12 protein-coding genes and 1 pseudogene are annotated in these 12,148 nt (G+C 55.1%); 3 read left to right on the top strand and 10 right to left on the bottom strand.

Annotated elements, in window-relative coordinates; translation table 11 throughout:
• Nucleotides 1–6: 6 nt before the first annotated feature.
• Entirely contained in the window at nucleotides 7–1,419 is a 1,413-nt protein-coding gene (dnaB, locus tag HV355_RS10480; RefSeq protein ID WP_042718383.1) for a replicative DNA helicase, read from the bottom strand.
• A gap of 66 nt (nucleotides 1,420–1,485) precedes the next feature.
• Between dnaB and HV355_RS10485 the strand changes: the two genes are divergently transcribed.
• The gene (locus HV355_RS10485) at nucleotides 1,486–2,469 is read left to right on the top strand and encodes a quinone oxidoreductase (protein WP_182401835.1); all 984 of its coding nucleotides are present in this window, start codon (nucleotides 1,486–1,488) and stop codon (nucleotides 2,467–2,469) included.
• Nucleotides 2,470–2,653: 184 nt separating this feature from the next.
• On the opposite strand, the gene pspG is transcribed toward HV355_RS10485, so the two are convergent.
• The 4 genes from pspG to HV355_RS10505 form a co-directional block, all read right to left on the bottom strand.
• Nucleotides 2,654–2,896 carry an envelope stress response protein PspG gene (gene pspG / locus HV355_RS10490; protein ID WP_109492555.1) on the bottom strand — a complete coding sequence of 81 codons (243 nt, stop codon included), beginning with the start codon at nucleotides 2,894–2,896 and terminating at the stop codon, nucleotides 2,654–2,656.
• Between the two features lie 135 nt (nucleotides 2,897–3,031).
• Nucleotides 3,032–4,027 carry a tRNA dihydrouridine(20/20a) synthase DusA gene (gene dusA, locus HV355_RS10495; protein WP_182401837.1) on the bottom strand — a complete coding sequence of 332 codons (996 nt, stop codon included), beginning with the start codon at nucleotides 4,025–4,027 and terminating at the stop codon, nucleotides 3,032–3,034.
• 82 nt (nucleotides 4,028–4,109) lie between these two features.
• Nucleotides 4,110–5,357, bottom strand: coding sequence for a conjugal transfer protein TraF (locus HV355_RS10500; protein ID WP_108418095.1), 1,248 nt, complete (start codon nucleotides 5,355–5,357; stop codon nucleotides 4,110–4,112).
• A gap of 173 nt (nucleotides 5,358–5,530) precedes the next feature.
• The gene (locus tag HV355_RS10505) at nucleotides 5,531–6,019 is read right to left on the bottom strand and encodes a cupin domain-containing protein (protein ID WP_089598613.1); all 489 of its coding nucleotides are present in this window, start codon (nucleotides 6,017–6,019) and stop codon (nucleotides 5,531–5,533) included.
• 114 nt (nucleotides 6,020–6,133) lie between these two features.
• Between HV355_RS10505 and zur the strand changes: the two genes are divergently transcribed.
• The gene (zur, locus tag HV355_RS10510; RefSeq protein ID WP_120159805.1) at nucleotides 6,134–6,646 is read left to right on the top strand and encodes a zinc uptake transcriptional repressor Zur; all 513 of its coding nucleotides are present in this window, start codon (nucleotides 6,134–6,136) and stop codon (nucleotides 6,644–6,646) included.
• A gap of 69 nt (nucleotides 6,647–6,715) precedes the next feature.
• Here the strand turns inward: zur and HV355_RS10515 are convergent, their stop codons facing one another.
• The 5 genes and pseudogenes from HV355_RS10515 to HV355_RS10530 form a co-directional block, all read right to left on the bottom strand.
• The gene (locus HV355_RS10515) at nucleotides 6,716–6,925 is read right to left on the bottom strand and encodes a CsbD family protein (RefSeq protein WP_014830284.1); all 210 of its coding nucleotides are present in this window, start codon (nucleotides 6,923–6,925) and stop codon (nucleotides 6,716–6,718) included.
• A 49-nt stretch (nucleotides 6,926–6,974) separates the two neighbouring features.
• Nucleotides 6,975–7,049 (bottom strand): annotated as a pseudogene (locus tag HV355_RS24465) (hypothetical protein); the annotation flags it as partial.
• Nucleotides 7,046–8,383, bottom strand: coding sequence for an MATE family efflux transporter DinF (gene dinF, locus HV355_RS10520; RefSeq protein ID WP_182401838.1), 1,338 nt, complete (start codon nucleotides 8,381–8,383; stop codon nucleotides 7,046–7,048). The pseudogene HV355_RS24465 and the gene dinF, both read right to left, overlap by 4 nt.
• A gap of 62 nt (nucleotides 8,384–8,445) precedes the next feature.
• Entirely contained in the window at nucleotides 8,446–9,054 is a 609-nt protein-coding gene (gene lexA / locus HV355_RS10525) for a transcriptional repressor LexA (RefSeq protein ID WP_089598610.1), read from the bottom strand.
• Nucleotides 9,055–9,162: 108 nt separating this feature from the next.
• Nucleotides 9,163–9,531 carry a diacylglycerol kinase gene (locus HV355_RS10530; protein WP_014830281.1) on the bottom strand — a complete coding sequence of 123 codons (369 nt, stop codon included), beginning with the start codon at nucleotides 9,529–9,531 and terminating at the stop codon, nucleotides 9,163–9,165.
• Between the two features lie 154 nt (nucleotides 9,532–9,685).
• Between HV355_RS10530 and plsB the strand changes: the two genes are divergently transcribed.
• Nucleotides 9,686–12,106 (top strand): glycerol-3-phosphate 1-O-acyltransferase PlsB, encoded by a 2,421-nt coding sequence (gene plsB, locus HV355_RS10535; RefSeq protein ID WP_089598609.1) that lies wholly within the window; start codon nucleotides 9,686–9,688, stop codon nucleotides 12,104–12,106.
• Nucleotides 12,107–12,148 lie beyond the last annotated feature (42 nt).

Here is a 12,148-nt window from a genome sequence, read left to right on the forward strand (position 1 = left end):
AAATCCTTATTCGTCGTCGTACTGCGGTCCCGCATAGTTATCAAAGCGCGACCATTGTCCGTTAAAGGTCAGACGTACCGTACCGATGGGGCCGTTACGTTGCTTACCAATGATAATTTCAGCAATCCCTTTCAGGTCACTGTTCTCGTGATAAACCTCATCACGGTAGATGAACATGATTAAGTCGGCATCCTGCTCGATGGAGCCGGATTCACGCAGGTCGGAGTTGACCGGGCGCTTGTCGGCACGTTGTTCCAGCGAGCGGTTAAGCTGCGACAGCGCCACCACCGGCACGTGCAGCTCTTTGGCTAACGCCTTGAGCGAGCGGGAAATCTCTGCAATTTCCAGCGTACGGTTGTCGGAGAGCGACGGGACGCGCATCAGCTGAAGGTAGTCGATCATGATAAGGCCGATGCCGCCGTGTTCGCGGGCGATACGACGGGCGCGGGAGCGCACTTCCGTCGGCGTCAGGCCAGAGGAATCATCGATATAGATGTTCCGTTTTTCCAGCAGAATGCCCATGGTGCCGGAAATCCGCGCCCAGTCCTCATCGTCGAGCTGACCGGTACGAATGCGGGTCTGATCCACGCGCGACAGCGACGCCAGGGAACGCATCATGATCTGTTCGGAGGGCATTTCAAGACTGAAGATCAGCACCGGCTTATCCTGCAACATCGCCGCGTTTTCAACGAGGTTCATTGCAAAAGTGGTTTTACCCATCGACGGACGCGCGGCGACGATAATCAAATCCGACGGCTGCAGACCGGCGGTTTTCTTATTGAGGTCGTCATAGCCGGTGTTTACGCCGGTTACACCATCGTGCGGTTGCTGGAACAGCTGTTCGATACGCGCAACGGTAGCGTCGAGCACATCGGCAATGTTTTTTGGGCCTTCGTCTTTATTTGCACGGCTTTCGGCAATTTTAAAGACGCGGGATTCGGCAAGGTCGAGCAGATCTTCGCTGGAGCGGCCCTGCGGGTCAAAACCGGCTTCGGCGATTTCGTTCGCTACCGAGATCATTTCGCGCACAACGGCACGTTCACGCACGATGTCGGCGTAAGCACTAATGTTCGCGGCACTTGGCGTATTTTTTGACAGTTCTGCCAGATAAGCGAACCCGCCACAGCTATCAAGCTGCCCCAGTCGCTCAAGCGATTCCGCGAGCGTGATCAGGTCGATCGGGCTACCTGACTCCTGCAGGCGCGCCATTTCGGTAAAAATATGGCGATGCGGACGGGTGTAGAAATCTTCCGCCACGACGCGCTCGGCGACGTCGTCCCAGCGTTCGTTATCCAGCATTAAACCGCCCAACACCGACTGTTCCGCTTCAATCGAGTGCGGCGGGACTTTTAACCCAGCGACCTGGAAATCACGTTCGCGGGGTTCAGTCTGTTTGTTGAAGGGTTTGTTTCCTGCCATAGTGAATGGAGTTACCGAGATAAAGAGTGGGTCGAAAGATTACCATATTTTTCTTACGGAGGGAGCATGGCAACGCGCATTGAATTCCAGAAACACGGTGGACCAGAGGTGCTTAAAGCGGTGGAGTTTACCCCCGCCGCACCTGGCGAAAATGAAATCCAGGTTGAAAACAAAGCGATTGGCATTAACTACATCGATACCTACATTCGCGGCGGTCTCTACCCACCTCCGTCGATGCCAAGCGGGCTGGGAACGGAGGCGGCTGGCGTGGTCATCAAAGTTGGCAGCGCCGTTAAACATATCAAAGAGGGCGACCGCGTGGTGTATGCGCAGTCTACCCTGGGTGCTTACAGCTCCGTTCATAACGTCCCTGCGGACAAAGCCGCCCTTCTGCCTAATGCCATCTCTTTTCAACAGGCTGCCGCCTCATTCCTGAAAGGACTAACCGTCTTTTACCTGCTGCGCAAAACCTATGAAATCAAACCCGACGAGCAGTTCCTGTTCCATGCCGCTGCGGGTGGCGTAGGGCTGATCGCCTGCCAGTGGGCGAAGGCGCTGGGTGCGAAGCTTATCGGCACCGTCGGCAGCGCGCAGAAAGCACAGCGTGCGCTGCAGGCCGGTGCATGGCAGGTCATCAACTACCGTGAAGAGAGCATTGCTGAACGGCTCAAAGAGATCACGCACGGTCAAAAAGTGCGGGTCGTGTATGACTCGGTGGGGAAAGATACCTGGGAAGCCTCGCTGGACTGCCTGCAGCGCCGTGGTCTGATGGTGAGCTTCGGGAATGCGTCAGGCGCGGTAACCGGCGTTAACCTGGGCATTCTGAACCAGAAGGGTTCTCTGTATGTGACTCGCCCTTCCCTGCAAGGATACATCACCAACCGGGAAGAACTGGAGGAAGCCAGCAACGAACTGTTCTCGCTGATCGCCAGCGGTGTGATCAAGGTGGACGTGGCGGATGCGCAGAAATACGCCCTGACCGATGCGCAGCGCGCGCATGAGGTGCTGGAAAGCCGGGCGACGCAGGGCTCAAGCCTGCTGATCCCCTAGGCCCTAAAAAGAAATTGGGCTTCCCGTGGGAAGCCCTTTCTTTTTTTAGTTCGGCTGTATGTAGGGTACAGCTCGATGAATTCTTTAGCGGCAGTCATAGTGACAGATTCGATAAGTAAATCCTATTCTGTTCTAAGGCATGCTGCCGGAAAAGTTACAAGTATGTGACGAACCCCTCAATACCTTAGTAACGAAAGCGGTTATTGCGCTGATAACTGGGCACTTTTGGCGATTTAATCGCCCGTATCACCCATACCACCGCGACAGCCAGCAGCAACCACGGTAACAGTTTGAGCGTCAACGCAAATAACCCGCCGATAAACATCACCACCGTCGCCACAACGATCGCCGCGAGAATGCCGAGCAGCGAAATGCCCGTCACCATCAGCATCACAAAAAAGCCAATCACAAAAAGTAGTTCCAGCATGGTGTTCTCCCACGAGCCCCGAATGATGCAGAAAGCATTACAAGAATCATGCCAAACGTAACGTGTTGTTCTGAAAGCAAAACGCCCCGCAACGTTGGGCGGGGCGTGGTGAATTTGACGATCTTTTAGTGAAATTTATCGCTTATCTGCCACCAGGCGCAGCGCATGCTCAAGCACTTCAATATCGGCTCCGGCTTTGTGCGCGTTCTCGCTCAGGTAACGACGCCACTGGCGCGCGCCCGGAATCCCCTGGAACAGGCCAAGCATATGGCGGGTGATATGGCCAAGGTAGGTGCCGTTGCTCAGCTCACGCTCAATATACGGATACATGGCACGCACGACCGCAACCGGATCGGTATCTGCATCTTTAACACCAAAGATCTCACGATCGACCGTCGCCAGGATACCGGGGTTCTGATACGCCTCACGCCCGACCATCACGCCATCCATATGCGCCAGATGCGTTTTCGCCTCTTCCAGAGACTTGATGCCGCCGTTAATCGACATCGTCAGGTGCGGGAAATCGCGCTTCAGCTGGTATACGCGCGGGTAGTCCAGCGGCGGGATTTCGCGATTCTCTTTCGGACTGAGGCCGGAAAGCCAGGCTTTACGCGCGTGGATGATGAACATCTCGCACTCGCCCTTTCCGGCAACGGTATTGATGAAATCGCACAGAAATTCGTAGCTGTCCTGGTCATCAATGCCGATACGGGTTTTGACCGTCACCGGGATAGAGACGACGTCACGCATGGCTTTGATGCAGTCCGCCACCAACTGCGCGTTGCCCATCAGGCACGCGCCGAACATGCCGTTCTGCACGCGATCGGACGGGCAACCCACGTTCAGGTTTATTTCGTCATAGCCGCGCGCTTCGGCCAGCTTCGCGCACTGCGCCAGTGCGGCCGGATCGCTGCCGCCCAGCTGCAGCGCAACCGGATGCTCTTCTTCGCTATAGGCCAGATAGTCGCCCTTGCCGTGAATAATTGCCCCGGTGGTCACCATTTCGGTATACAGCAGCGTATGGCGGGAGAGCTGACGCAGGAAGTAACGGCAGTGTCTGTCCGTCCAGTCGAGCATCGGCGCAATGGAGAAACGGTGTGCGGGGAAAGCAGTCTGTAATTCTGACGACATGGCGAAGTTTTAAGCATCTGGTGGAAAAGGGGCGCTACTATAGCACAAAGAAAAGCCGGAGGCGCAGCGCCTCCGGTTCACGTTAAAACGTCATGCTCAGCTGTGCTCCTGCGCCCCAGGTTTCGTCCTCGCCGTACAGGCCCATCAGGTCAACGTGGACGGTGTTAAATGGCGCAAAGCCAACACCGCCGGTAAAGACATTGCTGTCGTTGCCTTTCATATCTGCCCGATAACCGGCACGCACGGCGAGCCAACTGAGCGGCGTCACCTCGGCACCGACGCCAACATATTGCGAGGTATCTTCGCTTTTAAAGCCCTTGGTTTCGGTCAGATCGCCATCAGCCGTCAGGGTCAGAAGATCGGTATGCCATGCCGCACCCGCGGTGACAACAGGGCTAATTTGATAGGTATCACGCACCCCGTCCACCTCTTTAGTGTCGATATCACGCGAGAAAAGATTTTGTCCGGTCAGGCCGACCGTCCAGTTTTCCCCGAAGTCCGCCGCAAGACCAGCATCGACGTTAAAACCAGTATCATCATTACGGTAACGGCTGCTGTTGATGTCGCCACTGTCGAAGTTGTAAATCGAGACGGTGTAGTTATAGAGCCAGGTCTTTTGCAGCTTCGGCGTGATACCCAATGAAACCGGCACACCGCTGATATCAAACTGACGCGCGACCGTCACGCCATAGTCCGAAACGATTGCCGCGCGGCCAAAGCCTTTTGACTTCAAATCATTCGGATTAATGCGAAGCGCTGCAGCAGGAACATCTTCAACCAGGCGTAACTTTTCAATATCACCCTGATCAATATAAGAACTCACGCGTGCACGCGCATTCGCTTTTGCGACGAATGCTACGGATAACACGTCATTAGGAATACTGACGGCGATCCCCCCACCCGCTTTACCGCTGGCGGTTTTCCCTTTCAGGGAATCCAGCTGATCGGCAAGATCGCCCGCAGCGGAAGAGACCTGCTGAGAGGCAGGGCTAAGCGGATTTAAGAGATCGATGAGGTTGATGTTGTCCAGCGTGCTGCGATAGCGGCTTACATCGTCGCTGATGTCATCGATTTTATCCCGCAGGTTATCTTTGTCTGAAATCTGCGCGCCGATGGATGGCAGGATCACCGTGATGCCATCGTCAGGTTTCGCTTTCGCCAGTAATGCCGGGTTGATTAATGTGCCGCTGCCGTAGGTCCCTGCCGCAACGCCCGTTCCCCCCATCGCGTCACTGCGCGCTTCTGTCCAGGTATTGGCTGCTCCCGCCTGATTTGCCATAAAAAAGGAGACAGCAATGCTAACCACCGAAAATTTAAAATATTTTTTCACAGTATGCCCGTTATAGTCTGTTATGAAATAACCCCTGTCTGTTATCACCCAAACAGGAACGAACTATTGCTGTGAATAAGAAGTAAAAGACCCGCTATTTCTTTCCCTAAGTAAAATTCCCTTACGGCCTGTTGTAATTTGTGACGGCCCTCAATATTTATAGAAGAGGAAAATTATTTCCGCTCGGGTTTTCCATTGTGCGGCCCAAAAAATTGAGGAGGATGATCTACCCAGCGGTCCTCACGCGTCGCGGCATAAACCGGGTTCAGCGGATAGTAGATACGGTTTTGCTTTTTGTTGGCCTCGCCAACAACCAGCAACCGCACCTCTTCGTCGGTATTGTTAATAAAGGTATGGCAAACGCCCGTCCCGGCGGGGAACCCAACGCTGTCTCCTGGCTCAAGCTTCCACAGGTAGCCGTTTATCCAGGCCTCCGGATGCCCTTCAAGCACATAAATAAACTCTTCTTCGTCGCTTTCCGCATGCGGATAAGACGTACGACGCCCTGGCGGCAAACGCTCATGATGAATACCGATGCGGCCTAAGCCCAGCCTGCGAGCAAGGGGCGCGCCGATGGAAAAAAGTTCGTTACTGTCGGGATAGGTCGAATCGTCAGCACCTTCCACATCTTGCCAGTGCTTAATACAGTCAGGTCTTTTCATGGTTAATTCCCCGAATTGCGATGCGTCAGGTATAGCACAGCCTGGTGGATCTCGGTGTTTTTACCAGAACATGATAAAGTGAGGGTTTTCCATCCTATACATCCGAGGTGCTAAATGGATAAGTCCACAAAAGAGCTGTTAGCGCAGGCCGAAAAGCTGTGTGCGCAACGCAATGTGCGCCTGACTCCGCAGCGCCTCGAGGTATTGCGCCTGATGAGCCTGCAACAGGGTGCCATCAGCGCATATGACCTGCTGGATTTGCTGCGTGCAAGCGAGCCGCAGGCAAAACCGCCTACGGTTTATCGTGCGCTGGATTTCCTGCTGGAACAAGGGTTTGTGCACAAAGTTGAATCGACCAACAGCTATGTACTGTGCCATCTGTTCGATCAGCCAACCCATACCTCAGCCATGTTTATCTGCGACCGCTGCGGCGCGGTGAAGGAAGAGTGTGCGGAAGGCGTTGAAGATATTATGCATACGCTGGCGGCTAAAATGGGCTTCGCCCTGCGTCATAACGTGATTGAAGCGCACGGGCTGTGCTCTGCCTGCGTGGAAGTGGAAGCCTGCCGTCATCAGGACGCATGTCAGCACGACCACTCTATTCTCGTGAAGAAAAAGCCGCGTTAACGGCAAAAGAAAAGGCGGCTTAGAGCCGCCCTCAGGGCGTACTTCCTTGTACTTTCGGGTATAGCCCGGTTACCAGCGGTAGTCGTTGCGTTTTTCCCAGTCGCCCACTTCTTTTTCCGCCTGGTCTTTCGCGTAGCCGTAACGCTCCTGGATTTTACCGACAAGCTGATCGCGTTTACCTTCAATGACGGTCATATCGTCATCCGTCAGCTTACCCCACTGTTCTTTCGCTTTACCTTTAAACTGCTTCCAGTTGCCGCCGATTTCGTCTTTATTCATCATCGTGTCCTCTTAGTTAAGCGTTGGGTCGTAACGTCCGTTACGTTCTTTTCTGCTGGACGTGATAATAATTGTAGTTAAGGATTCGGCGGTTGATTTCATATTCGGAATCTTTAACCGTCACGATATATCGGAGCGGGAAGGAAGCCAGGTGTTGTTGCGCCAGTGGCGGTGCCAGATGAACGCCAGCGACAACCCGCGCAGCGACAGGAAAACCGCCAGTGCCAGCCATAAACCGTGATTGCCCAAATACGGTAAGATCAGCAGCGTGAGGCCAAAACCTGCAGCCGCGACCGCCATGCTGTTACGCATCTCCGCGCCGCGCGTTGCGCCAATAAACATGCCATCCAGCAGATAACACCAGACACCCACCACCGGTAAGATCACTTGCCAGATGAGATAGTGGCCCGCCAGTTCGCGTAATGCCGGTAGCGACGTGAGTAACGCGATAATGTCGCTGCCGAAACAGGCATACATCAGTGCGAATGCCAGCGCGACCAGACCTGACTGACGGCAAGCCGCCCGCCACACCTCGCGGAGCTGGCCACTTTCACGCGCACCGTATGCCTGCCCGGAGTGCGCCTCCACGGCGTAAGCAAAGCCGTCCAGCGCATACGCGGTAAACGTCAGCAATGTCATCAGCACCGCATTTACCGCAACGATCTCAGGCCCAAGACGGGCACCAAAAACCGTTAACGCACCAAAACAGAGTTGCAGCAGGAGCGAGCGCAGCATGATGTCCCGGTTCAGCGCCAGCAGCTTGCGGAGGTTGCCGCGCCACGCGGTTTTCAGCATGACGAGGGAGATTCCACGCATGGCCAGTACGCGCCAGACCATCCACAGGCCGATGATAAACGTGCCGTATTCTGCGACTGCGGTTGCCAGTGCCGCGCCCCGTACGTTCATGTGCAGGCCCATCACCAGCCAGAGGTCGAGCACGATGTTCAAAAGGTTTCCCACCACCAGCAGGATGACCGGCGCACGAGCGTACTGCACGCCCAGCAGCCAGCCCAGCAGAACCAGGTTTGCCAGCGATGCGGGCGCGCTGAGCCAGCGGATTTCAAGGAAGCGACGCGCCTGCTCCAGCACCGCCTCGCTGCCGCCCACAATGTGCAGCGCCAGATCAATCAGCGGCGTGCGAAACAGAACGATTAACGCGCCTGCCCCAAGCGCCAGAATGAGTGGCTGAACCAGCGCCCGCGCCAGTCGCAGCGGATCTTTCGCGCCATAGGCTTGTGCCGTCAGCCCCGTGGTACTCATGCGTAAGAAGAGCAGGAGCATAAAGAGAAAACTGGTCGCCGTTGCGCCAATCGCCACGCCGCCCAGATAAACGGGAGAATCCAGATGACCAATCACCGCGGTGTCCACCAGGCCAAGCAGGGGAACGGTGATATTGGAAAAAATCATCGGCAGTGCAAGACGCCACAATGCCTTATCAGAAGCTGTCAGCAGTGACATGAAAAATACCGGGAATGGAAGATGATCCAGGCTACGGAGACCCGTAGCCTGTCAGGAAGACGTTACAGCCATTCACCGTTGCGGATAACACCAACGGCCAGACCTTCAATGGAAAAGTTCTGTTCGCGCAGATCCACCACAATCGGGGAGAATTCGTTATTTTCGGGCAGCAGCTGTACGGTGTTGCCCTGTTTTTTCAGTCGTTTGACGGTCACTTCATCATCAATACGCGCGACCACAACCTGACCGTTACGTACATCCTGCGTTTTGTGAACGGCCAGCAGATCGCCGTCAAGAATGCCGATATCTTTCATGGACATCCCGCTGACGCGCAGCAGGAAATCCGCACTCGGCTTGAACATACCAGGATCGACCTGATAGTGACCTTCAATATGCTGCTGGGCCAACAGAGGTTCACCTGCGGCGACACGACCAATCAGCGGAATACCTGTCTCTTCTTCCACCAGCAGACGAATGCCGCGAGACGCGCCAGACACAATTTCAATCACACCTTTGCGCGCCAGCGCTTTCAGGTGTTCCTCGGCCGCATTTGGAGAACGGAAGCCCAGACGCTGAGCGATTTCCGCACGCGTGGGTGGCATACCCGTCTGGCCGATATGATCCCGGATGAGATCAAACACCTCTTGCTGCCTGGTCGTTAACGCTTTCATTCCGCCCCCTGGGTGTATATACAGTTATGCTGTGAGTATATACAGTCAAAGGCGATTTTGGAACCAAAAACTGCACAAAAAACCAGGGACTTAATTATTCCTCGAGGCTCATCGGAAATGTGACCAAAGCAACGTGACCCAGGTAATCGCTGCCGTGATAATCGCCAACAGCACAGCGGCAGACCCCATGTCTTTCGCGCGGCCAGAAAGTTCGTGGAAATCTGAACCGATACGGTCCACAACCGCCTCAATAGCGCTATTGAGAATTTCCACTATCATCACCAAAAGAACAGAGCCGATGAGAAGCACGCGGGTAATAGCATCAACATCAAGGAAACAGGCGATGATAACCGCGACGATAGCGGCAACGCCCTCCTGGCGAAACGCGGCTTCATTGACCCATGCGGCACGGAAACCTTTCCATGAATAGCCGGCAGCTTTGATGATTCGAGTTAACCCAGTGGTATTATTGGCCATTAATAGAACCTTTTATTGGAAATAGCGTCAGTAACTCTGGCAGCAGCGCGTTTCGCTGTAGCCTGAAGTATGACGGGTAACAACAGAAATTTTGCGCGCTTTCTGTTATCCTTGCGCCGCAATTGCATTATTAACCAGAGGCTTTACATCGTTTATGTCCGGCTGGCCACGAATTTACTACAAATTACTTAATTTACCATTAAGCGTCCTGGTAAAAAGTAAGTCTATCCCAGCAGAACCTGCGCTGGAATTAGGGCTCGATACGTCGCGCCCTATTATGTACGTTTTGCCTTATAACTCGAAGGCAGACCTGCTGACGCTTCGCGCCCAATGCCTGGCGCATGATTTACCTGACCCACTTGAACCGCTTGAAGTTGATGGCACTCTGCTGCCGCGCTACGTGTTTATTCACGGCGGGCCGCGCGTGTTTACCTATTACACGCCGAAAGAAGAGTCCATCAAGCTGTTCCATGACTATCTCGACCTGCACCGCAGCAATCCCGATCTGGATGTGCAGATGGTGCCGGTCTCAGTGATGTTTGGTCGCCGTCCGGGGCGCGAAAAAGGCGAAGAGAATCCGCCGCTGCGCATGCTCAACGGCATCCAGAAGTTCTTCGCGGTCTCCTGGCTGGGACGCGACAGCTTTGTGCGCTTCTCCCCTTCCGTTTCGCTGCGCCGCATGGCGGACGAGCACGGCACAGATAAGATCATCGCGCAAAAACTGGCGCGCGTGGCGCGTATGCACTTCGCACGACAGCGTCTGGCTGCCGTTGGGCCTCGTCTCCCGGCGCGTCAGGATCTGTTCAACAAGCTGCTGGCCTCCAAAGCGATTGCCCGTGCAGTTGAAGACGAAGCGCGCAGCAAGAAGATTTCCCACGAGAAAGCACAGCAAAACGCCATTGCACTGATGGAAGAGATCGCGGCGAACTTCTCCTACGAGATGATTCGTCTCTCCGACCGTATCCTGAGTTTCACCTGGAACCGTCTCTATCAGGGCATTAACGTCCACAACGCCGAGCGCGTACGCCAGCTGGCCCACGACGGTCATGAAATTGTTTATGTGCCCTGCCACCGCAGCCACATGGACTACCTGCTTCTCTCCTATGTGTTGTATCACCAGGGGCTGGTGCCACCGCACATTGCGGCGGGTATCAACCTGAACTTCTGGCCAGCAGGCCCGATCTTCCGCCGTCTGGGTGCGTTCTTTATTCGCCGTACCTTTAAGGGTAACAAGCTCTATTCCACCGTATTCCGCGAGTATCTGGGCGAGCTGTTCAGCCGCGGCTATTCCGTCGAATACTTCGTGGAAGGCGGTCGTTCCCGTACCGGACGTCTGCTCGATCCGAAGACCGGCACGCTGTCGATGACCATTCAGGCGATGCTGCGCGGAGGAACCCGTCCCATCACGCTGGTGCCGATCTACATTGGCTATGAACACGTCATGGAAGTGGGCACTTACGCCAAAGAGCTGCGCGGTGCGACCAAAGAGAAAGAGAGCCTGCCGCAGATGCTGCGCGGCCTGAGCAAGCTGCGCAATCTTGGCCAAGGCTATGTGAACTTTGGCGAACCGATGCCGCTGATGACGTATCTGAACAACCATGTTCCGGAGTGGCGCGAGTCTATCGACCCTATCGAAGCGGTACGTCCGGCGTGGCTGACGCCTACGGTGAACGGTATTGCTGCAGAGCTGATGGTGCGCATTAACAACGCAGGTGCGGCGAACGCCATGAACCTGTGTTGTACCGCGCTTCTGGCCTCTCGCCAGCGTTCACTGACCCGTGAACAGTTGACCGAGCAGCTTGATTGCTACCTAAACATTATGCGCAACGTGCCGTACTCGGTTGATTCGACCGTGCCATCTGCTACCGCGAGCGAGCTTATCGACCACGCGCTGCAGATGAACAAGTTCGAAGTCGAGAAAGACACCATCGGTGACATCATCATCCTGCCGCGCGAGCAGGCCGTGCTGATGACGTACTACCGCAACAACATCACGCATATGCTGATGTTGCCGTCGCTGATGGCGGCCATTATTACCCAGCATCGCCGCATTTCGCGTCAGGAACTGTTGCGCCATCTTGAAGCCATCTACCCGATGCTGAAAGCGGAGCTGTTCCTGCGCTGGAGTAAAGATGAGCTGGCGGTAGAGCTGGATAAAATGACGGAAGAGATGCGTCGTCAGGGGCTGATTACCCTGACTAATGACGAGCTGCATATCAACCCGTCGCGTTCCCGCACCCTGCAGCTGCTGGCCGCCGGTGCGCGTGAAACGCTGCAGCGCTACGCCATCACCTTCTGGCTGCTCAGCGCGAACCCGTCGATCAACCGTGGTACGCTGGAAAAAGAGAGCCGGACGCTGGCACAGCGCCTGTCTGTTCTACACGGCATTAACGCACCGGAGTTCTTCGACAAAGCGGTATTCAGCTCACTGGTGCTGACGCTGCGTGATGAAGGGTTTATCAGCGATACGGGCGATGCTGAACCGGAAGAGACGCTCAAGATTTACCAGATGCTGGCCGAGCTGATTACCTCGGACGTGCGTTTGACGATTGAGAGCGCGACGCAGGACGAGTGATGTAAAAAAGCCGGGTGGCGCTAGCGCTTACCCGGCCTACGA

It is taken from the genome of Enterobacter sp. RHBSTW-01064 (assembly GCF_014103035.1).
GTDB lineage: Bacteria > Pseudomonadota > Gammaproteobacteria > Enterobacterales > Enterobacteriaceae > Enterobacter > Enterobacter mori.